Origin of the sequence: Amycolatopsis sp. WQ 127309, from assembly GCF_023023025.1 — a bacterium.
In the GTDB taxonomy this organism is placed as follows: Bacteria; Actinomycetota; Actinomycetes; order Mycobacteriales; family Pseudonocardiaceae; genus Amycolatopsis.
The window spans coordinates 3,695,849-3,716,333 of record NZ_CP095481.1 but is presented as its reverse complement, the minus strand read 5'-3'; the positions used below and the strand labels follow the sequence as shown (position 1 = coordinate 3,716,333).

The 20,485-nt window shown below is 72.5% G+C and carries 19 protein-coding genes; 9 read left to right on the top strand and 10 right to left on the bottom strand.

What is annotated here, in order from left to right:
• Nucleotides 1-140 precede the first annotated feature (140 nt).
• Complete coding sequence (locus tag MUY22_RS17505) at nt 141-632, top strand: hypothetical protein (RefSeq protein WP_247060963.1); 492 nt, start codon at nt 141-143, stop codon at nt 630-632.
• On the opposite strand, the gene MUY22_RS17500 is transcribed toward MUY22_RS17505, so the two are convergent.
• From MUY22_RS17500 to MUY22_RS17490, 3 genes are all read right to left on the bottom strand, one after another.
• Nucleotides 629-1,489: a glycosyltransferase family 2 protein gene (locus tag MUY22_RS17500; protein WP_247060962.1), complete on the bottom strand. Its 861-nt coding sequence runs from the start codon at nt 1,487-1,489 to the stop codon at nt 629-631. The two genes, MUY22_RS17505 and MUY22_RS17500, sit on opposite strands and share 4 nt — an antisense overlap.
• 151 nt (nt 1,490-1,640) lie before the next feature.
• Nucleotides 1,641-2,789, bottom strand: a complete 1,149-nt coding sequence (locus MUY22_RS17495; protein ID WP_247060961.1) for a glycosyltransferase family 1 protein — start codon at nt 2,787-2,789, stop codon at nt 1,641-1,643.
• 53 nt (nt 2,790-2,842) lie between these two features.
• Entirely contained in the window at nt 2,843-3,919 is a 1,077-nt protein-coding gene (locus MUY22_RS17490; protein ID WP_247060960.1) for a glycosyltransferase family 1 protein, read from the bottom strand.
• A gap of 9 nt (nt 3,920-3,928) precedes the next feature.
• Here MUY22_RS17490 and MUY22_RS17485 point away from each other — a divergent pair, with 9 nt between their 5' ends.
• Genes MUY22_RS17485 through MUY22_RS17475 form a run of 3 tightly spaced genes read left to right on the top strand, consistent with a single transcriptional unit; the run spans nt 3,929 to nt 8,480 of the window.
• Nucleotides 3,929-4,861 (top strand): glycosyltransferase family 2 protein, encoded by a 933-nt coding sequence (locus MUY22_RS17485; protein ID WP_256475965.1) that lies wholly within the window; start codon nt 3,929-3,931, stop codon nt 4,859-4,861.
• Between the two features lie 30 nt (nt 4,862-4,891).
• Complete coding sequence (locus tag MUY22_RS17480) at nt 4,892-7,402, top strand: glycosyltransferase (RefSeq protein ID WP_247060958.1); 2,511 nt, start codon at nt 4,892-4,894, stop codon at nt 7,400-7,402.
• Nucleotides 7,395-8,480 carry a glycosyltransferase family 1 protein gene (locus MUY22_RS17475; RefSeq protein ID WP_247060957.1) on the top strand — a complete coding sequence of 362 codons (1,086 nt, stop codon included), beginning with the start codon at nt 7,395-7,397 and terminating at the stop codon, nt 8,478-8,480. Before MUY22_RS17480 ends, MUY22_RS17475 begins: the two co-directional genes overlap by 8 nt.
• 6 nt (nt 8,481-8,486) lie before the next feature.
• Here MUY22_RS17475 and rfbD read toward each other — a convergent pair whose 3' ends face one another.
• A complete protein-coding gene (gene rfbD / locus MUY22_RS17470; protein ID WP_247060956.1) occupies nt 8,487-9,380 on the bottom strand; it encodes a dTDP-4-dehydrorhamnose reductase in 894 nt (297 codons plus the stop codon).
• A 5-nt stretch (nt 9,381-9,385) separates the two neighbouring features.
• Nucleotides 9,386-10,375, bottom strand: a complete 990-nt coding sequence (gene rfbB, locus MUY22_RS17465; protein ID WP_247060954.1) for a dTDP-glucose 4,6-dehydratase — start codon at nt 10,373-10,375, stop codon at nt 9,386-9,388.
• A 136-nt stretch (nt 10,376-10,511) separates the two neighbouring features.
• Between rfbB and MUY22_RS17460 the strand changes: the two genes are divergently transcribed.
• Both MUY22_RS17460 and MUY22_RS17455 read left to right on the top strand, forming a co-directional pair.
• Nucleotides 10,512-12,044, top strand: a complete 1,533-nt coding sequence (locus tag MUY22_RS17460) for an LCP family protein (RefSeq protein ID WP_247060952.1) — start codon at nt 10,512-10,514, stop codon at nt 12,042-12,044.
• A 38-nt stretch (nt 12,045-12,082) separates the two neighbouring features.
• Entirely contained in the window at nt 12,083-13,348 is a 1,266-nt protein-coding gene (locus MUY22_RS17455) for an LCP family protein (protein WP_247060950.1), read from the top strand.
• An 83-nt stretch (nt 13,349-13,431) separates the two neighbouring features.
• Here MUY22_RS17455 and MUY22_RS17450 read toward each other — a convergent pair whose 3' ends face one another.
• Nucleotides 13,432-14,268 (bottom strand): NAD(P)H-binding protein, encoded by an 837-nt coding sequence (locus MUY22_RS17450; RefSeq protein WP_247060948.1) that lies wholly within the window; start codon nt 14,266-14,268, stop codon nt 13,432-13,434.
• 107 nt (nt 14,269-14,375) lie between these two features.
• Here MUY22_RS17450 and MUY22_RS17445 point away from each other — a divergent pair, with 107 nt between their 5' ends.
• Nucleotides 14,376-15,086: a TIGR03089 family protein gene (locus MUY22_RS17445; RefSeq protein WP_247060947.1), complete on the top strand. Its 711-nt coding sequence runs from the start codon at nt 14,376-14,378 to the stop codon at nt 15,084-15,086.
• Nucleotides 15,087-15,150: 64 nt separating this feature from the next.
• On the opposite strand, the gene MUY22_RS17440 is transcribed toward MUY22_RS17445, so the two are convergent.
• On the bottom strand, nt 15,151-15,591 hold the full coding sequence (locus tag MUY22_RS17440; RefSeq protein ID WP_247060946.1) for a DoxX family protein: 441 nt from the start codon (nt 15,589-15,591) through the stop codon (nt 15,151-15,153).
• A gap of 245 nt (nt 15,592-15,836) precedes the next feature.
• On the opposite strand from MUY22_RS17440, the gene MUY22_RS17435 reads away from it, so the two are divergent.
• The gene (locus MUY22_RS17435) at nt 15,837-17,657 is read left to right on the top strand and encodes a translation factor GTPase family protein (RefSeq protein WP_247060945.1); all 1,821 of its coding nucleotides are present in this window, start codon (nt 15,837-15,839) and stop codon (nt 17,655-17,657) included.
• On the opposite strand, the gene MUY22_RS17430 is transcribed toward MUY22_RS17435, so the two are convergent.
• A complete protein-coding gene (locus MUY22_RS17430) occupies nt 17,621-18,436 on the bottom strand; it encodes a DUF1206 domain-containing protein (RefSeq protein WP_247060944.1) in 816 nt (271 codons plus the stop codon). The two genes, MUY22_RS17435 and MUY22_RS17430, sit on opposite strands and share 37 nt — an antisense overlap.
• 79 nt (nt 18,437-18,515) lie before the next feature.
• Between MUY22_RS17430 and MUY22_RS17425 the strand changes: the two genes are divergently transcribed.
• Nucleotides 18,516-18,917: a hypothetical protein gene (locus MUY22_RS17425; protein ID WP_247060943.1), complete on the top strand. Its 402-nt coding sequence runs from the start codon at nt 18,516-18,518 to the stop codon at nt 18,915-18,917.
• On the opposite strand, the gene MUY22_RS17420 is transcribed toward MUY22_RS17425, so the two are convergent.
• Both MUY22_RS17420 and MUY22_RS17415 read right to left on the bottom strand, forming a co-directional pair.
• Nucleotides 18,914-19,339 carry a hypothetical protein gene (locus MUY22_RS17420; RefSeq protein WP_247060942.1) on the bottom strand — a complete coding sequence of 142 codons (426 nt, stop codon included), beginning with the start codon at nt 19,337-19,339 and terminating at the stop codon, nt 18,914-18,916. The two genes, MUY22_RS17425 and MUY22_RS17420, sit on opposite strands and share 4 nt — an antisense overlap.
• Nucleotides 19,340-19,407: 68 nt before the next feature.
• A complete protein-coding gene (locus tag MUY22_RS17415; RefSeq protein WP_247060941.1) occupies nt 19,408-20,337 on the bottom strand; it encodes a triacylglycerol lipase in 930 nt (309 codons plus the stop codon).
• Nucleotides 20,338-20,485: the final 148 nt, after the last annotated feature.

Below are 20,485 nucleotides of genomic sequence, written 5' to 3'. Positions count from 1 at the left end.
GAAATCTCCTCCTGTATCACGCACCGCTGAGCGACAAGCCGCGGGAAACCCTGACGGAGGTCGCCCGGAGGGCCTACCCTAGACAGGAAACTAGCGGGCCTTTCCCCAGAGGGCCCCGGGTCAGTCGGGAGGCCGAGGGGATGGACCCCCGCGATCGGGCGGACGCCCTGCTCGCACGAGCCCAGGCGCGTGGTGTGTTCGTGGTGACGCCGGACAGCGCCATTTCGCCCATGGACGCCTCGAACACGCAGCAGATACCGCGTGCCGCCATCGACGGCCTCGACAGAAGCCAGGACCCGGACACGACCACGCAGCTGCCGGCGTCGCTGATCGAGGAGAACGACCACCCGCTGGCCGGCAAGCCGCCGACCCGGCGGCTGGAGGCCTCCGGCGCCACGGGCGTCGCCAGCGTCGCGGGCGCGCGGCGCCAGCAGGTGACCACGCCGCTGAGCACGCCGTCGCCGACGACGCCGTTGAAGACCCCGGTCACGACGCCGCTCGCCCGCCGGCCCCAGGCCGAGCCGATCACGAGCCCGCTGAAGGAGCCCGATCCGGAGGACACCGGCCTGGTGCCGACGGTGACGCAGAACAACGGCCGATCCGACCTGTCCCGCCGGCTCGACGGGATCTAGCGGGTCTCGAGCTTCAAGCGGAGCTTGAGGCCGAGCTTCACGGCGGCCAGGACCGGCTTCCAGGCGAGACCCCGGTGGCGGTCGGCGAGGTAGCGGTAGGCGCTGTCGTGGTGGGCTTTCAGCATCTTCTCCGACGCCTGCGACGTCGAGTGCCCGCCTTCGTGCATCACGCTCGCCGACGGCGCGTAGACGTTCTGCCAGCCCGCCTTGGCCAGCCGGTCGCCGAGGTCGACGTCCTCGAAGTACATGAAGTAGCGCGTGTCGAAGCCGCTGACGGAGTCGAACGCCTCCCGGCGCAGCAGCTGGCACGAGCCGGACAGCCAGCCCGCGACGCGCTCGACCGGCGTGCCGGTCTCCTGCCGGTACTGCCTGGTCCAGGGGTTGGCCGGCCAGACCTTGGCGAACGCGGCGTGCCCGATGCCCCGGCCGAACGAGGGCAGCAGCCGCGCCGACGGGTAGACGGTGCCGTCGAGGTCGTGGATCAGCGGCCCGAACGCACCCCCGCGCGGCCACCGCGCGGCGACGTCGAGCAGCGCGTCGAGCGAGCCGGGCTCCCATTCGAGGTCGGGGTTGACGACGACGACCCAGCCGTACCGGTCGTCGAGCTCGGCGACGCCGCGGTTGGCGGCGGTCCCGTAGCCGACGTTCTCCCCGATGTCGAGCAGCTGCACGTTGGCCCGCGGCCGCGTGACCTCCTCGATGGCCCCCTCGACGGAAGCGTTGTCCGCGACGACCACCTTGACGTCGCGCTCGGTGGCCTTCTCGAGGGTGTCGAGGAACCGCTCGATGGTGTCCTCGGAGAAGTAGGTCACGGTCACGACGCCGACGTCATCGCCATAGCGGGAGTCCTCAGTCACCCGGCCATTGTCCACGCGTCACCGAGCGTGAAGCGGGTGCCCCGGGCCAGGAGCAAGGTGAGAGAAGCTAGCGGGCCGGCTCGCGTGATCAGGAGGTCGACACGCGTGCTTGGAGGGTCGGCTCACGAGCCGACGGTCTGGGTACACGCGGTCAGCGGGTGCGGAGGTGGCGGGACCAGGCCTTGGCGTACGCCTCCCGGTGTCGTTCCGCGGTGGTCGCCCACGAGAACTCCTTGGCTCGCTGCTGGGCCGCCGTCGCGAGTTCCGAGCGGCGGCCCGGGTCCGACAGGAGTTCCGAGATCGCCGCCGCGACGTCGCCCGCGCCCACTCCGCAGTACGCCACCGCGTCGCCGCCTACCTCCGGGAGCGACAGCCTGCGCGTCGTCAGGACGCAGGCGCCGCACGCCATCGCCTCCAGCACCGGCAAGCCGAAGCCCTCGCCCAGTGACGGGTACGCGACCAGCGACGACCCGCCCAGGAAGCCCGCCAGCGTGCCGAACGGCAGGTAGCCCGCGCGGATCACGCGCAGGCGGTGCGGGACGGCGTCCAGTGCGCGCTCGACCTGCGTGTCCCAGCCCGGCTGGCCCGCCAGGACCAGCGCCGGGGCGTCAGCCCGCCCGGCTACCGCGCGGGCGAACCCGCGGATCAGCGCCGGGACGTTCTTGCGTGGCTCCAGCGCCCCGAGGAACGCCACGTACGGCGTCCGGCCCAGGCCGACGGCCGTGCGCGCGGCGAGGACCTCCGCCGGGGACGGCGGGTGGAAACGCTCCGTGTCGACGCCGTGGTGGATGACCTCCACCGACGCGTGCCGCACCGGGCTGACGCGGGCCAGCTCCGCGGCCGTCGCCGCCGACGGGACCACGCACAGCGTCGCGCGGCGCAGCGCCGTCGCCGTCCACGCGCGGAAGAAGCGGGCCTTCACCGACGAGTGCAGGACGGCGTCGGTGAAGAACGTCGCGTCGTGCAGCGTGACGACCGAAGCGGCCGACGTCGCCAGCGGCATCGTGTAGTGGGGCGAGTGGACGACGTCCGCGCCGAGGCGGCGCACCAGCCGGGGCAGGGTCGCCTGCTCCCAGGTCAGCCGCGCGGTGCGGGTGGTCGTCGACGGCGACGCGGGCACGATGCGTGACCTCGGCGCCAGCCGGTCGTAGAGCTGCAGGTCCCGCGGCTGGCAGACGACGGCGATGCGAGCCCCGTCCGCGTCCAGCGCGGCGACGAGCGAATCCACGTACCGGCCCACCCCGCCGCGGTCCGCGGGCACCGCGGTCGCGTCGATCAGGACCCGGGGATCATCGCTCACCCCCGTAGGGTACGGCGGCGACGCTGCGTCATGGTGGGGAACTGGCAAACCCGCTAGCTACGCCCGCGGCGGTGGATGGCCCAGACGGCTTCCGCGGCGCGACGCCACGTGAACGACTTCGCGCGGTCACGCCCCGATCGGGTCAGCTCGGCGGCCCGCTCGGGTGAACCGAGGACCTCGCGCAGGGCTTTCGTCAGGGCCGCCGCGTCGCCGCGCGGGACCGTGACGCCCGCGCCGCCCGCCACCTCGACCAGGGCCGGGACGTCCGTGTGCACCACCGGGACGCCGGCCGCCATCGCCTCCAGCAGGCCCAGCCCGAAGCCCTCGGCGAGGCTCGGCACGGCCAGCACGCTCGCCCCGCGCAGCGCGGTCGCCAGCTCGGCGTCCGGCACCTTCCCCAGCACCCGCAGCCGCTCCGGCGGCAACCCCCGCTCCACGGCCAGCGCGACCGGGTCGACGCCGCCCCAGCCCGGCTGCCCGGCGAGCACGAGCACCGTGTCGTCCAGCGCGGCGACGGCGTCGATCAGCACGTCGATGCCCTTGCGCGGCTCGATCGTGCCGACGGCCAGCACGTACCGCGCGGGCAGGTCCAGCGGCGCGTCCCCCGCCGGGACGCGCACGCCGTGCGGGACCACGTGCACCGGGACGTCGACGTCGACCAGCACCGCCAGCTCGTCGGCGACCGCCCGCGTCGGCACGACCAGCCCGGACGCGCGGCGCGCGGCCCGCGCGATCATCGACCGGTGCCAGCTGACGCCACGCGCGGTGAGCGTCTCGGGGTGGGTCCACGGCACGGTGTCGTGCACGGTCACGCTCAGCGTCCGCCCGGCCGGCGTGCGCGGCGGCGCGAACGGCGTCGGCGCGTGCACCGCGTCGCCACCCGGCCACCAGGGGATCCCCAGCTGCCAGACGCCGATCAGCGCCCGCGGCGGAAGCCCCAGCACCCGCGGGCCCTCGACGCCGTCGAGCTCGGCCGCGCCGACGTCGGCGTGCCGCGCGACGACGCTGGACACCGTCCAGCCCGGCGGCGCGGTCCGCGCGAGCGCGGGGAGCAGCTCGGCCGTGTAGCGCCCGGTGCCACCGGGCACGGGCGCGAGGAGCTGCTCGGCGAGCACGACCAGTTCGGGCACGCGGCTATTGTGCGGGACGTGACGCCGAATCCCGCCACCACGGTGGTAGTCGTGACCTGGCGGGGCGCCGGGCACGTCACCGCCTGCCTCGACGCGCTCGCCGCGCAGACGCGTCCACATCGGACGCTCGTGGTGGACAACGCCTCCGACGACGGGACGGCCGCGCTGCTCGCGGCGCACCCGAGCAAGCCGCGAGTGCTGCGTCTCCCCCGCAACACCGGCTACGCGGGCGCGCTCGCCGTCGCCGTGAAGCAGCTCGAGACGCCGTTGGTGGCGTGGCTCAACGACGACGCCGAACCCGAGCCCGGCTGGCTGGAAACCCTCGAAGACACGCTCGGGAAGTCGCCGCTGGCCGCCGCCGCGACGGCGCTGCTCGTGCTGCCCGGCGGCACCGTGCAGTCCGCCGGGGTGCGGCTGACCGCCGACGGCCACGGCGCCGACCTCACCGAGCCCACGGGCGAGGTCTTCGGCTTCTGCGGCGGCGCGGCGCTGCTGCGCGTCGACGCCCTGCGTGCCGTGGGCGGCGTCCCGGCGGGGTTCTTCTGCTATTACGAGGACACCGACACGGCGTGGCGGCTGCGGCTGGCCGGGTGGGACGTCGTCGCGGCGCCGGCCGCCCGGGTCCGGCACGCCCACGGCGTCAGCAGCAAACTCGGCTCGGTGCCGTTCCACCGCTGGAACGAACGCAACCGGCTGCTCATGCTGCTGCGCTGCGCCCCCCGCGGGGTCGCACTGAACCAGGTGGCCCGGTTCGCCGTGTTGACAGCGGTGCTGCCGCTGCGGGGCCGCCCGGCCGCGGCGAACTTCCGGTTCGGCCTGCGCTGCCGGGTCCTGGCCGAGGTCGGCGCGCGGTTGCCGGCGACGCTGCTGGCCCGGCGCCGGATCGGCCGTCGCGCGGCACTGGGCCGAGGCGCGGTCTGGGAGGCATGGGCTGGCCTTTAAGCTGAGGCCAATCCGACGAAGGAGCTGGCTTTGGCGCAGGGGGAACAGCAACCGCTCGTCTCGGTGGTCGTGGTCAACTACCACGGCGCCGACGACACGATCACCTGCCTGCGTGCGCTCGCCGACCACGACTACGCCGACCTCGAGCTGATCTGCGTCGAGAACACCCCGGGCAGCGCCGACGCCGCGCGCATCCGCGAGGCCGTCCCCGGCGCGCGGGTCATCGAGGCCGGGCGCAACACCGGGTTCGCCGGCGGCTGCAACCTCGGGGCGCGCCACGCCAAGGGCACGGTCGTCGCCTTCCTCAACAACGACGCGCGCCCGGCGCCCGGCTGGGTCGCCGCCGCCGTCGCCGAGCTGCGCGCGCAACCGCGCGTCGCCGCCGTGGCCAGCAAGGTCCTCGACTGGGACGGCACCGGCACCGACTTCGTCGACGGCGGCCTGACCTGGTTCGGCATGGGCTACAAGCGCCACGCGGGCAGCCCGCTGGCCGACGTCCCGGCCGCCGAGCACGAGGTCGCGAAGGACGTCCTGTTCGGCACCGGCTCTGCGCTGTTCGTCCGCGCGAGCGTGTTCGCCGAGGTCGGTGGCTTCGACGAGCGGTTCTTCATGTTCTACGAGGACGTCGACCTCGGCTGGCGGCTCAACCTGCGCGGCTGGCGCGTCCGGTACGTGCCGGAGTCGCTGACCTACCACCGCCACCACGGCACGATGGCCTCGGTCGACGCGCCGGAGACCGGCCGCGAGACCTTCCTGCTGGAGCGCAACGCCCTGGCCGCGCTGTACAAGAACCTCTCCGACGAGACCCTGGTCAAGGCGCTGCCGGCGGCCCTCGCGCTGGCCGTCCGCCGGGCCACCGCGCGCGGCGACCTCGACGCGACCCAGCTCGACCTCGAGCAGGGCGTCGGCCCGATCGAGTCCGGCGACGTCGCGATCCCGCGGACGACGCTGGCCGGGATCCTCGCGATCGACCAGTTCGTCGAGCTGCTGCCGTCGCTGGCGGAGTCCCGCGCCGTCGAGCAGGCCGCCCGCGTGCGCACCGACGCGGACCTGCTTCCCTTGCTGCGCAAGGCGTTGGAGCCCGCGTACCCGCTGCCGCGCTACCTCGCCGCGCACGACATCCTCGTCGAGGCGTTCGGCATCGAGAAGGCGTTCGGGCAGCGCCGCAGGATCCTGGTGATCACCGGCGACGCGCTCACCGAGCGGATGGCCGGCCCGGCGATCCGCGCCTGGAACATCGCGCTCGCGCTGTCGGCCGAGCACGACGTCCACCTCGTCACGACGAACCCGCTGGCCACGCCGCCGCCCGCGCCGTTCCGGGTCAGCGCCGGCAAGCGTCACGAGCTGGAAGCGCCGATCGTCTGGGCCGACGTCGTCGTGCTGCAGGGCCACGTGCTCGAACTCGCGCCGTCGCTGAAGAAGCAGCATTCGGGCAAGATCGTCGTCGCCGACCTCTACGACCCGATGCACCTCGAACTGCTGGAGCAGGGCAAGGGCGTCGCCGACGACAAGCGCGCGGCGGACCTGGTCGGCGTCACGAAGGTCCTCGACGCGCAGCTCGAACGCGGCGACTTCTTCCTGTGCGCGTCCGAGCGGCAGCGCCACTTCTGGCTCGGCCACCTGGCCGCGCTCGGCCGCCTCTCACCGCGCCTCTACGACGCCGACCCGACCACGCAGTCGCTGCTCGCGGTCGTCCCCTTCGGACTGTCGCCGGAACCGCCCGCCCGTACCGGGCCGGGCCTCCGCTCGGCGCTGGGCATCGGCGGCACCGACCACGTCGTGATCTGGGCCGGCGGGGTGTACAGCTGGTTCGACCCGCTGACGCTGGTGCGCGCGGTCGACGAGCTGCGCCGCCGCCGCGGTGACGTCCGGCTGGTGTTCCTCGGGATGAAGCACCCGAACCCCGAGGTCGCCGAGATGGACATCGGCGCGCGGACGATCCGGCTGGCGGATTCGCTGGGGCTGACGGACAAGCACGTCTACTTCAACGAGCAGTGGGTGCCCTACCAGGAGCGCCAGAACTGGCTGCTGGACGCGAACTGCGGCGTCACCACGCACTACGAGCACGTCGAGACGACGTTCGCGTTCCGCACCCGGGTGCTCGACTACCTGTGGGCCGGGCTGCCGATCGTCACCACCGACGGCGACTCGTTCGCCGACCTGGTGCGGGCCGAGAAGCTCGGCGTCGTCGTCCCGGCCGAGGACGCCGGAGCGCTGGCCGACGCGCTGGAAAAGTCGTTGTACGACGAGGAGTTCGCCGCCGGCTGCGTCGAGCGGATCGCCGCGGTGGCGCAGCGGTACGCCTGGCCGGAGGCGCTGAAGCCGCTGGTCGAGTTCTGCCGCGATCCGCGCCCGGCGGCCGATCGCCTGCCCGGGTCGGCCGACCTGGTGACGACGCCGGCGGTGCGCGGCCGGGCGATGCTGCGCCGCGACACCGACCTGATCCGCGAGTACCTCGCCGACGGCGGCCCGTCCGAGCTGGCGCGGCGCGTCGGCGGCCGGGTCGTCAAGGTTGCGCGCCAACGGATGCGTCGTGGCTAAACCGCTTCGCGTCCTCCTCGACGGCACGCCGCTGCTCGGCGCCCGCACCGGCATCGGCCGGTACACCGCGGCGCTGAGCGAGGAACTGGCGTCGAACCCCGAGGTGGACACCCGCGCGGTGGCGTTCACGCTGCGCGGCTGGCGGCGGCTGCGGCACGTGCTGCCGCACGGCGTGCGGGCCCGCGGGATGCCGGTGTCGGCGCGGCTGCTGCGGATGACGTGGCTGCGTTCGGACTTCCCGCCGGTGGAGCTGTTCGCCGGCTCGACCGACGTCGTGCACGGCACGAACTTCGTGCTGCCGGGCCGGTTCCGCGCCGCGGGCGTCGTCACGATCCACGACCTGGCCTTCATGGACAACCCCGCGGAGCTCGCCCCGAGCGACCGCGACCTCCCGGAGCTGGTCCGCCGCGGCGCCCGCCGCGCGGACGTGATCTGCACCCCGACGGCCGCCGTGGCCGACGCGGTGGCGGAGCGGCTGGACGTCGACCGCGCCAAGATCGTCGTGACGCCGCTGGGTGTGAACGCAGCGTGGTTCACCGCGCGCCCGCCGGACGACGAGCGCCGCGCGCGCCTGGGCCTCCCGGCCCGGTACCTGCTGTTCGCCGGGGCGGCCGGGCCGCGCAAGGGCCTCGACTGGCTGGTCCGCGCGCACGAAGCGGCCCCCGACCTGCCGGACCTGGTGTTCGCCGGCCCGGGCCCGTTCCCCCGCACGGCACGCTCGCGCCAGACCGGCTATCTGTCCGATGTGGACCTGCGCACGGTGGTCGCGGGCGCGTCGGCGCTGGTGCTGCCCTCGCGCGACGAGGGTTTCGGGCTGCCGGTACTGGAGGCGATGGCCTCGGACGTCCCGGTGGTGTGCACGGACATCCCGGCCCTGCGCGAGGTCGCGGGCGACTGCGCCAGCCTGGTCCCGTACGGCGACGTCGACGGCCTGGCCGAAGCCCTGCGCACCGCGGTGATCGACCCGCACGCGGTGGCGACGTCCGCGGCCCGCCGCGCCCAGGCGGCGAGCTTCACGTGGCACACGTGCGCGGAACTGACGGTGGGCGCGTACCGCCTCGCCTCAGGCCGCCACTGAGTCAGCTCATTCGGCCGCGAAGTACGCGGCCAGTGCGTCTTCCCACGGCCGCAGCGGCGTCAGCCAGGCTTCCTTCCACGACGCCGGTGACAGCACCGAGTACGCCGGCCGCGGCGCGGGCCGCGGGAACTCCTCCGTCGTGCACGGCTTCACCCGCGACGGGTCCGCGCCCAGCTGCGTGAAGACGGCGCGAGCGAAGCCGCACCAGCTGACCGAACCCGCGTTCGTGCAGTGCAGCACCCGCTGCTCCGGTCCGTCGCCCGTGGCCGCCCGGGACGCCAGCTCCAGCAGGCCCGCCGCGAGGTCCGCCGTCCACGTGGGACCCCCGACCTGATCGTCCACAACGGACAGTTCCGGGTTCGAGGCCTCCAAGCGGGCCATGGTCTTCACGAAGTTCGTGCCCGACTTGCCGTACAGCCAGCCGGTGCGCACCACCCAGGACGACGCGCCCGAACCCAGCACCGCGTCCTCGCCCGCCGCCTTCGTGCGGCCGTACGCGCTGCGCGGGCCCAGCTCGTCCGAAGGCTCGTACGGCGCCGACGCGTCGCCCGGGAAGACGTAGTCCGTGGACACGTGGATCAGCGGCACCCGCCGGGACGCGCACGCCGCGGCGAGCACGCGCGGGCCGTCGGCGTTGACCGCGAACGCGCGCTCCTCGTCCGTCTCCGCCGCGTCGACCGCGGTGTAGGCCGCCGCGTTGATCACGACGGCGGCCGAACCCGCTTCGCGCGCGCGGTCGGCGAGCGCGCCGACCGCGGCCAGCACCTGGCCGGTCTGCGTCAGGTCCAGCTCCGCCGACCCCGGCGCGACGACGTCCACCTCGTCACCCGATGCAGCGGCGAGATCCCGGCCGAGCTGTCCGGAACCGCCGGGCACGAGCACCGTCAGCCGCACGAGCACATCCTCTACTTCTTGAGCGCGGCCCGCTCCGCCAGGGGCTCCCACCACGCGCGATTGTCCGTGTACCAGGCCACTGTCGCGGCCAGACCGTCCTCGAAGGACACGCGCGGAGCGTACCCCAGCTCCTCGCCGATCTTCGTGACGTCCACCGAGTACCGGCGGTCGTGGCCCTTGCGGTCCTCGACCGGCTCGACGCTGTCCCAGCCCGCGCCGAGGGCGTCCAGGAGCCGCTTGGTCAGCTCGCGGTTCGTCAGCTCGAGGCCGCCGCCGATGTTGTAGATCTCGCCCGGCCGGCCCGCCTCGGCGACCAGCTGGATGCCGTGGCAGTGGTCGTCCACGTGCAGCCAGTCACGGACGTTGAGCCCGTCGCCGTAGAGCGGCACCTTCCGGCCGTCGAGCAGGCTCGTCACGAACAGCGGGATGAGCTTCTCGGGGAACTGGTACGGACCGTAGTTGTTGGAACACCGGGTGATGCAGACCGGCAGCCCGTGGGTGCGGAAGTACGACCGCGCCACCAGGTCGGAGGACGCCTTGGACGCCGAGTACGGCGAGTTCGGCTCCAGCAGCTGGTCCTCGGTCCAGGACCCGGTCTCGATCGAGCCGTACACCTCGTCGGTGGACACGTGGACGAACTTGCCGACGCCGGCTTCGACGGCCGCCTGCAGCAGGTTGTGCGTGCCCAGCACGTTCGTCAGCACGAAGTCCGCGCCGCCGAGGATCGAGCGGTCCACATGCGACTCCGCGGCGAAGTGCACCACGAGGTCCACACCACTCATGACCTCCGCGACCAGCGCGGTGTCACAGATGTCGCCGCGGACGAACCGCAGCCGCGGGTCGGCGGCGACGGGGGCCAGGTTGACCTCGTTGCCGGCGTAGGTGAGTTTGTCCAGCACGACCACCTCGGCGTCACGCAGTGCCGGGTACGCGCCGCTCAGCGCCTGCCGGACGTAGTGCGACCCGATGAAGCCCGCACCACCGGTGACCAGGACCCGCATCTTCCCGCCTCTCCTCGGCCCCCGTCGGGGGCAACCGGACCCCAGCCTACGGAGGCCCCACAACACCCTCAGTAGAGTCCGGGTGGAGGCACACGGGTGCCCTGGGGGAAGCACGGGGTTCGCAGGGAGGAAGCGCGTGACCGATTGGCCTGCGCCGCCCGTCCCGGTGCGCCGTCGCCACGGTGTCGCCATCTTCGCCCGCCGCGGCGGCAAGGTGGTCGTCTCGTTGCTGTCCGTCGCGATCCTGGCACTGACCTGGTACGGCTGGCACTTCATCGGCGACCCGAACACCGGCCTGACCACCACGAACGTCTTCGCCGACACCGAGGCGCACGCCAAGCCGCTCGACGGCGCGGTCGACATCCTCCTCGTCGGGCAGGACAGCCGCACCGACGCGCAGGGCAACCCGCTCCCGCGCGAAGTGCTGGACATGCTGCACGCCGGCGTCTCGGACGGCGAGCTCAACACCGACACGATGATCCTGGTGCACATCCCCCAGAACGGGAAGCACGCCGTCGCGATCTCGTTCCCCCGCGACTCCTGGGTCGAGCTGGCCGGCGGCTACGGCAAGCACAAGCTCAACAGCGCGTTCGTCTACGCGTACACGGACACCTACAAAACGTTGCAGCGCCAGGGCATGACCGACCTGAAGCAGGCCGACGCGCAGGCCAAGGTCGCCGGGCGGAAGAACCTGATCGCGACGATCGAGAAGTTCATCGGCAAGCCCGGCATGATCGATCGCTACGCCGAGGTCAACCTGGCGAGCTTCTACGAGATCACGCAGTCGATCGGCGGCGTCGAGGTCTGCCTCAAGGGCCCGGTCAAGGAGAAGAAGTCCGGCGTCGACCTGCCGGGCGGGCGTCAGAGCATCGAAGGCGTGCAAGCGCTCGCTTTCGTCCGCCAGCGCTACGACCTGCCCAACGCCGACCTCGACCGGATCGCGCGCCAGCAGGCGTTCCTGTCCGGGCTGGCCCGCAAGGTCATCTCGACCGACGTGCTGACCAGCCCGACGAAGATCGCCGACCTGGTGGCCGCGGTCAAGAAGTCCGTGGTGCTGTCCCAGGGCTGGGACCTGAGCGAGTTCGCCGAGCAGATGCGCGGGCTGACCGGCGGCAACATCGAGTTCCACACCATCCCGACCCAGGGCAACGCGGTCATCGGCGGCGCCGACGTGCTGCGCGTCGACCCGGCCGCGGTGCAGGCGGAGGTGACGCGCCTGACGTCCGACGGCGACACCCCGGCCGGCCCGGCGCAGGCGCAGCTGCCCGGCGCGAACGCCGTCACGGTGGAGCTGTTCGACGGCTCGGGCTCGCCGACGCTGGCCACCCAGACGCACTCGACGCTGCAGAGCAAGGGCTTCACGCTCCCCGCCGACCAGAAGCTGAGCACCCGCAACACCACCGTCGTCCGGTACAACCCGGCCGACGACACCGCGCTGGGCCTCGTCAAGCAGGTCCTGGGCACGGCGATCCAGGCCGAGCCGGACAAGGACGTCACCGCCGGGCACGTGCGCGTGCTGCTGGGCAAGGACTTCAAGAGCTCGGCCGCCGGGTCGGGCGGGGCGCCGTCGACGACGCCGTCGAAGCCACCGGTCCAGACCTCCACCCCGTCGAGTGCTCCCCCCGCCGCGCCGCCGATCACGGCGGGCGACGTCCCCTGCGTCAACTAGACTGAGTACTCAGTGTGCCCGGGGGAGGGGAACAAGGGGTGGATGACGACCAAGAACCGCAGGAACAGCCGGAACCGGCCGCCGAGGCGGTGACGCAGAGCGACGAGCCCGAGTGGAAGCCCTCGCCGTTCCCACGTCAGCCGATCGCCGAAGCGCCCTCGCCGTCCCGCGCGCGCCGCGCCGGCCGGGTGACGCGCCGGATTGCCGTCGGCCTCGTCTCGCTGATCGCCCTGGGCGCGAGCGGCTACGCCTACGTAACGAAGGACCAGCTGCAGAGCACCGTCCCGACGACCGACGCGCTGACGCCGCGGGCCGGCGAGCCCGCTCCCCCGCCGGCCGACGACGGCGCGGACGACATCCTGCTCGTCGGCAGCGACGCGCGGACGGACGCGCAGGGCAACGCGCTGCCGGCGCGGGTGCTGCGCGAGCTGCGGACCGAGGCGAACAACGGCGCCGTCAACACCGACACCGTGATCCTGCTGCGGGTGCCGAAGGACGGCGGGAAGCCGTCCGCCGTCTCGATCCCGCGCGACACCTGGACCGAGATCCCGGGCCGGGGCAAGGCCAAGATCAACTCGGCGTACGGCATCGCGAAGGCGCACTACGCCCAGACGTTGCGCGGCCAGGGTGAGCGCGACCAGGCGAAGATCGAGCGCGACTCCGACACCGAGGGCCGCCGGGTCCTGGTGCAGGCCGTGCAGGACCTCACGCAGGTGCGGATCGACCACTACGCCGAGGTCAACCTGCTGGGCTTCTACCTGCTCACGGAGGCGCTCGGCGGCGTCAAGGTGTGCCTGAACCACGCGACCGAGGACAAGGACTCCGGAGCGGACTTCCGCCGCGGCGAGCAGACCGTGTCGGGCGGCGAAGCGCTTTCCTTCGTCCGGCAGCGCAAGAACCTGCCGCGCGGCGACCTCGACCGGATCGTGCGGCAGCAGGCGTTCCTGTCCTCGGCGCTGCACCAGGTGCTCTCGGCCGGGACGTTGACGAGCCCGGGGACGCTGAGCAACCTGACCGACGTCGTCCACCGGTCGCTCACCCTCGACCCGGGCCTGGACCTGCTGCAGTTCGCGCAGCAGGCCAAGGGCATCGCGTCCGGCGACCTGGCGTTCGCGACGATCCCGGTGATCACCGCGAACGGCCGCAGCGAAGACGGCCAGAGCATCGTCGAGATCGACCCGCAGGCGGTCCGGCAGTTCGTGGCCGGCCTGGCCGGGCGCAGCGCGGCTCAGCCCGCGGGCGGCGGCTCGGGCAGCGGCGCCGCCCCCGCCGCGGCAACCCCAACCGTCACTTGCGTCAACTGAGCCCCAAAATCCGCCACTTTCCCTAGGAAAGATGCGTCACCGGCCCCCGCGGGCGCATCTTTCACAGGGAAAGTGCGGCCTTGTCACGCGAAGTCGGCGCGGTGGTCTTCGGCCCACTGGCGGAACGTGCGCGGCGCGTTCCCGGTGACCTCGCGGACGACGTCGGTGACCACCGAGGGCTCCCGCGTCGTCCGTTCCACGGCCCGCAGGACCTCCGGCGGCACCTCGGGCGGCCAGCCCAGCGCCGTCATCTGCGCGGCGGCCTGCTCCGGGGTCAGCTCCTCGACCCGCAGCGGCCGGCCGAGCACCTCCGCGAGGACCGCCGCCTGTTCCCGGAAGCTGATCGGCTCCGGCCCGCTCAGCGGCAGGGCGGCGCCGACGTGCGACCCGTCGACGAGGATCCTGGCCGCGACGTCGGCGATGTCCCGCTCGTGGATCGCGCCGGTGCGCGAGTCGGGGTAGGCGGTGCGGACGACGCCGTCGGCGATGCCCGCGCGCCAGCCCAGCGCGTTGGTGGCGAACGCGCCGGGGTTGAGCAGAGTCTCCCCGAACGACGCCGCGATCAGCGCCTCCTCGACCGCGCGGTGCAGCTGGGCGATCCGGCTCTGCGCGGACCGCGGCTCGAGCGTCGCGCCCGACGACAGCAGCACGACGTGCCGCACGCCGGCCGCCTCGGCCGCCTTCACGAAGCCGCCGATCCCCTGGCGTTGCGTGTAGAGGAACACCGAGCCGACGCCGTCGAGCGCGGCTTCGAGGGTTTCCGGGCGTTCGAGGTCGGCGCTCACCGTCGCGACGCCGGCCGGGACGTCGAGCGCGGTCGCGTCGCGGCTCGCCGCGCGGACGTCCTGGCCTGCGAAAACGAGCGCGTCGACGACGGCGTGTCCGACGTTCCCGCGCGCGCCGGTGACAAGGATGGTCATGGCTGTCCCCAGTCCGTCAGATAGCTTTGCTTGCAAAGCAAAGCTACTCAGCGGCGTGATCCGGTGTCAACCGGCGAGGCGGGTGGTCCGCGCTTTAGCCTTGGCGCATGAGCCTCACCGACGAGCTGCTGCGGCCGCTGCAGGCCTCGCCCGCCAAGCCGTTGATCACCCACTACGACGACCAGCTCGGCAGCCGCGTCGAGCTGTCCGTGGCGACGACCGTGAACTGGGCCGCGAAGACGGCCAACTGGCTGACCGAGGAGTTCGACGTCGAGCCGGGCGACGCCGTCGCCGTGCAGCTGCCGGCGCACTGGCAGACCGTCGGCGTGCTGCTCGGCGCGTGGTGGAGCGGTGCCCGCGTGGTGCGCGAAGGCACCGGCGCGCGGGTGGCGTTCGTCGGGCCGGACGACCCGGAACCGACCGGCGCGGCCGCGACCGCCGTCGTGACGCTCGACCCGATGGGCCGCGGCCTCGACGAGCCGCCGGGCGGCGGCGCGTTCGACTACCTCACCGAGGCGCGGATGGCGGGCGACCAGTACCGGCCGCTGTTCCCGGTCTCCGGCGACACGGCGGCGCTGTTCGAGTCCACAGTGGACGAGATCCTCGCGGAAGCCCGCGCCCGCGCGGCGAAGCTCGGCCTGAGCGCGGACGACCGCGTGCTGTCCACACGCGACTGGAGCGGCCCCGAAGGCATCCTCGACGGCCTGCTCGTCCCCCTCGCCGCCGGCGCGCACCTGGTGCACGTCAGCAACGCGGACCCGGCCAAGCTGTCCGCCCGCCGCGAGGCCGAGCGCACCACCGCCGACCTCCCCGCCTGAAAGCCGTGAAGGCCTCCTTCCCGGCTCTTATGGCCGGTAAGGAGGCCTTCACGGCTTTACGGGGTTACGCGTTCTGGAGTTCGCCGACTTCGGTGTCGCGGCGGGCGCGTTTGCGGCCCCACAGCAGGTGGTCCAGCGTCAAGCGGCCGCCGTTGAAGCCGAGGGCGAGGCCGGCGAGCGCGAGCACCAGGACCAGCTCGTAGCCGCCCTGGCCGGTGAGGCCGTTGTCGATGTGCACCGAGAGCAGCGCGCCGACCGAGATCACGACGTAGCCGACGCCGACCAGCGGCATCAGGAACCCGGCGATGAACGCGATCGAGCCGAGGATCTCGACGGTCATGGCGAAGATCGCGGCGACCGTGGGCAGCGGGATGCCCGTCATGGCGAAGAACTTCGCCGTGCCGTCGACGCCGCTGTTCCACTTCTGGATCCCGTGCGCGAGGAAGACGACCGCGACGCCGATCCTCCCCAGCAACAGGGCCACGTCCTTGAATCGTCCGAACATCCGTGCCCACTCCCGATCGGTGAAATTTCAACTGACCCGACCCAAAGTAGGGCACCCGGCACCCGTGATCGAAGCTCCGGAGGGTGATCGACAGGGAACCGACAGGGACCGAATTCGGTTTCGCGCGGGCCCCGGTGGAGCTATCGTCCCCCTGATCCGCGTCCACGACCGCGAGGAGACCCCGATGCGCCGACAGACCGTCCGACCCGGCCTGTCCACCGCATCCCAGAGGACCTCCCGCACCCGTGAAAACCCTGAACATCGGCATTCTCGCGCACGTCGACGCCGGTAAGACCAGCCTGACCGAGCGCCTGCTCTTCGAGGCCGGCGCCATCGCCCGGCTCGGCAGCGTCGACGGCGGCGACACCCAGACCGACTCCCTGGACCTCGAACGCCGTCGCGGCATCACCATCCGCTCCGCGGTGGCCTCCTTCGTGACCGGCGGCACCCGGATCACGCTGATCGACACCCCGGGCCACTCCGACTTCATCGCCGAGGTCGAACGCGCCCTGCGCGTGCTCGACGGCGCCGTCCTCGTGGTGTCCGCCGTCGAAGGCGTCCAGGCCCAGACCCGCGTGCTGATGCGGACCCTGCGCCGCCTCGGCGTCCCGACGCTGATCTTCGTGAACAAGACCGACCGGCCGGGCGCGCGTGACCTGCTCGACGACGTCCGCGCGAAGCTGGCGCCGCGGGCAGTTCCCCTGGGCGCGCCCGAGGACCTGGCCGAGTTCCTCGCCGACGGCGACGACGCCTTCCTGGAGTCCTATGTGGACGACCGCGTCGACGCCACGGCCTGCCGCGCCGAGCTGGCCCGGCAGGTCGCCCACGGCACGCTGCACCCCGTGCTGTCCGGCTCGGCGATCACCGGCGCGGGCGTCACGGACCTCGTCACGGCGATGGCCGAGCTGCTCCCGGCCACCGAACACACCGGCGACGGGCCGCTCTCCGCGACGGTGTTCAAGATCGACCGCGGCCGCGCCGGCGAGAAGATCGCCTACGCCCGGCTGTACTCCGGCGCGCTGGCACCGCGCCAGCGGATCTCGTTCTACCGCGGTGAAACCGAGTTCACCGGACGCGTCTCGGCGGTCGAGGTCGCCGGGGACGAGGTGGCGCTCGCCGGGGACGTCGCCCGGCTGCGCGGCCTGCGGGACGTCCGGATCGGCGACCGGCTCGGCTCCCCCGGCGGCGCGCGCGAAGGCGTGTTCGCGCCGCCGAGCCTGGAGAGCGTGGTGCGGCCGGTCCGGCCCGAGCAGACCGCGGCGCTGTTCACCGCGCTGACGCGACTGTCCGAAGAGGACCCGTTGATCGACGTCCGGCGGCGCGGTCACGACATCTCCGTGCGACTCTACGGCGAAGTGCAGAAGGAGGTGCTGCGCTCGATGCTGGCCGAAGGCGCCGGGATCGACGTCGAGTTCGAGCCGACGAGCACCCTGTACGTCGAGAAACCGGTCGGCCGCGGCGAGGCCGTCAAGGAGCTGGACCCGGAGCAGCGGCTGTACTTCTTCGCGACGGTCGGCCTGCGGGTCGAGCCGGGGCCGGGCGTCACGTTCGGCCGGTCGGTCGAGCTGGGCTCATTGCCGCCGGCGTTCCACAAGGCGATCGAGGAGACCGTCCACAGCACGCTCGAGCAGGGCCTGTACGGCTGGGAGGTGCTCGACTGCGCGGTGACGTTGACGCACACGGCGTTCTTCAGCCCGATCAGCGCCGCGGGCGACTTCCGCAAGATGACCCCGCTCGCGCTGATGGCGGCGCTGCGCGAGGCCGGGACGCGGGTGTACGAACCGGTGCACCGCTTCGAGCTGGAGATCCCGGCGAACGCCGTCAGTGCGGTGCTGGTCAAGCTCGCGGAGCTGCGGGCGGTGCCCGGGGAACCCGTGCTGGGCCCGGCGTCGTGCACGCTGCACGGGACCATCCCGGCGGGCCACGTCGACGAGCTCACCCAGGCGCTGCCCGCGCTCACCCGGGGCGAGAGCGTCTTCCTGAGCGAGTTCGGCGACTACCGGCCGTACCCCGGGAAACCGCCGCGGCGTCAGCGCTTGTGGGCCCAGGCCGCGCCGAAGCAGTAGGCGCCGAACGCGGCGAAGCCGAGGGCCACCACACTCAGCAGCACGGTGCCGAAGGGCTGGCCGGCGAGCGTCTTCAGGGCGGCGTCCAGCCCGCCGGCCTTGTTCGGGTCGGCGTTGAACCCCGCGTAGGCGAGCAGGATCGCGACGATCGCCAGCACGACGCCCTTGGCGAGGTAACCGGCCTGGCCGAGCCAGGTGACCCAGCGCTTGGTCTTGCCCGGCAGGTCGGTCATGTCGAGGTCTTCGAGGAACTTCTTCTTGACGCCCTTGACCCCGGACGCGATCGCGACGCCGAGCACGGCCGCGGCGGCGATGATCACCAGCACCCGCCCGAACGGCAGCTGGAGCAGCTTGGCCGTGAACTCCTGCTGGGTCTGGTTGCTCGAACCCCCGCTGCCGCTGCCGGTGGCGATCTTGAAGGCGGAGAAGCCCAGGGCGATCACGACGACCCCGCGCGCGCCGGCGCCGATCCGCTTGCGCGTCCGCTTGCCACCGCTGACCCACGTGTACCCGACGGCGGCCATCATGAACTGCCAGAGGCCGAAGAGCACCAGCCCGAGGGCGAGCACCCAGAGCAGGACCTGCCCGAACGCCGTCGAGCCGATCTCCTGCAGGGCACCCTTCTGGTCGGCCTGTTCGCTGCTGCCGAACGCGACCTGCAGGGCTAGGTAGGCGAGGACGAGGTGGACCAGGCCGTAACAGGCCATCCCGACCCGGCCGAGCAACTGCGCGGTATCGGTCTTTTCGCCTCGTTGGGCCGTGGCCGCTGTCCGGTTCATGCCTGCTGGGTACCCAGTGCGAAGCCCGTTCGGCTGCGCCATGCGGCCTAATCGCCCACCGTGATGGGACGATTCCCGGATGGACGCGCACCTGGTCGGCTACTGGTCGGAGTCGGCGCTGGATCCCGGCGCGCCCGAGTACACCGAGCTGGGGTTCCGCGCGGACGGCACCGGCTGGCAGTACTGGACGAGCTGGAGCACCGCGTTCGCCGTCCACCGGTTCCACTGGCACACCCCGGGCCCGGGCCGCCTCACCACGCGGCTGCGGATGGCGCTCGACGGCACGTGGTCACTCGACGGCCCGGACGTCGCGCACCGGATCGAGCGCCGGGAGCACGTCGACACCGTCGTCGAGCTCGGGTGGGAGCTGGGGCCGGGCCGGCAGCTGACACTGGACCAGCCCCTGGTCGACGTCCTCGGCGGCACGAAGTTCCTGCCGGTCGAGGGCGGCGGCACCGACCCGACGCTCACCGAGCACTAGGCGGGCCGGCGGCGCTCTTCGTCGAGGCGCGTCCAGCCGCCGTTGACGGCGAGCAGCGTCAGCACCTCTTCCGCCTGCTCGGCGAACCGCGCGAGGTCGTCGTGGAGCAGTGCCGCGCGCTCACTGTCGAGCTGGTCGAAGTCGTCCCACCAGAGGCCGATCGCGGTGCCGGCGGTGAGGACGAGCCCCTGCACGAGGCGCAGGAAGCCGGCCGACGGCTCGTCGGTGGCGTCGCGGTAGGACGTCTCGATCTCGTCGCAGGCCGCGAGGAGGTCCCGCAACTGGCGGACCGCGCCGGCCGGGGTGCCGTCCCAGGCCGCCGTGGGCCAGGCGCGGTCGGACAGCTCGAGCCACAGCCGCCAGCCGGCGACCAGCTCGGCTTCGTCACGGGGTGTCCAGGACGCGGGGACCGGCCAGTACATGCTTCGAGCGTGACACCGCCGGGACGGAAATCCGCCCCGGCGGTGGGTTATATCTCATGTGGCGTAGCTCAGCTGATCACCGGCGGCACCAGCACGCAGGGCGGCGTCTTCGCGTGCGCCGGGTCGAGCGCGTTGAGCACCAGCCCCTGGGCGACCGGGTCGTAGGTGATGCCGAGGTGGTCGGTGAAGTCGAGCCCGCAGACGTTCTGCAGCAGGATGTTCTTCACGTTCGGCGCGGCCTTCAGGTAGGCGCTCGTGTACGGCGTCACGACGTCGTCGTAGCGCGTCTGGATCACGGTGTAGTCGATGCCGGGCACGGTCTCGCCGCCGGCGTTGAGGTCGGTGAGGAAGGCCGACCCGACGGCCTGCTCGTTGCACGACTGGCACACGCTGCCGAGCACGGCCGGCACGCCCGGGATCATTTCGAGCGTGCTCAGCAGCCCGAAGAGGTCGGTCCCGTGGTTGGACGGCGACAGCCCGACGAGCCGGCTGATCTTGGCCGCGCCGCCGAGGTACTTGATCCAGTACCGGATGTTCATCCCGCCCTGCGAGTGCCCGACGACGTCGAGTTTCGCGGCCCCAGTCGCGTTCAGGATCCTGTCCCCGAAGGCGGCAAGCGCTTTCGCGGTGTCGGCGATCGGCCCGACGGTCTGCAGGAACGTCCCGGGCGTCCCGCCGAAGTTCCCGGCGAAGACGCAGTACCCGGCGTTGGCGAGCTTCTGGGACAGGTTGGCCCAGTTCTCGTAGGCGTTGGCGGTGGTCCCGTTCGAGAGGAGCACGGGATTGGGGTGCTCAGCGGACGGTTTGCAGTTCCAGTCGTTCGTCCCGGGCGGCGCGATGGTCGGCGCCCCGAGCGAGTAGACGGCGGCGGTGAGGATGTTGGGCTGCACGGGCCCGGTGGGTTCCTTGACCGCTGCTTGGGCCGTGGTGGCCCCCAGTACGAGCGCGGCCGTCACGGCCATCCCGGCGACCAGCCACCGGCGCGTCCTCAAGCCCATCCAATTCACCTCTCTGTGAACCGACGGTGACCTGCATCACCACACTCATTAACGCGCGGGTAACTTGTCCGGACACTCCCCCTGGTGAGTGATTTTCTTTCGCTCGCTGACCTGCTATGTGTGACACAAGCCGGGTCGAGTGACACTC

Coding starts and splice junctions, on each gene's coding strand:
- MUY22_RS17505 (WP_247060963.1), top strand. CDS start 141: ATGGACCCCCGCGATCGGGCGGACGCCCTGCTCGCACGAGCCCAGGCG.
- rfbB (WP_247060954.1), bottom strand. CDS start 10,375: ATGCGGGTCCTGGTCACCGGTGGTGCGGGCTTCATCGGGTCGCACTAC.
- MUY22_RS17450 (WP_247060948.1), bottom strand. CDS start 14,268: ATGACCATCCTTGTCACCGGCGCGCGCGGGAACGTCGGACACGCCGTC.
- MUY22_RS17445 (WP_247060947.1), top strand. CDS start 14,376: ATGAGCCTCACCGACGAGCTGCTGCGGCCGCTGCAGGCCTCGCCCGCC.
- MUY22_RS17440 (WP_247060946.1), bottom strand. CDS start 15,591: ATGTTCGGACGATTCAAGGACGTGGCCCTGTTGCTGGGGAGGATCGGC.
- MUY22_RS17430 (WP_247060944.1), bottom strand. CDS start 18,436: ATGAACCGGACAGCGGCCACGGCCCAACGAGGCGAAAAGACCGATACC.
- MUY22_RS17425 (WP_247060943.1), top strand. CDS start 18,516: ATGGACGCGCACCTGGTCGGCTACTGGTCGGAGTCGGCGCTGGATCCC.
- MUY22_RS17420 (WP_247060942.1), bottom strand. CDS start 19,339: ATGTACTGGCCGGTCCCCGCGTCCTGGACACCCCGTGACGAAGCCGAG.
- MUY22_RS17415 (WP_247060941.1), bottom strand. CDS start 20,337: ATGGGCTTGAGGACGCGCCGGTGGCTGGTCGCCGGGATGGCCGTGACG.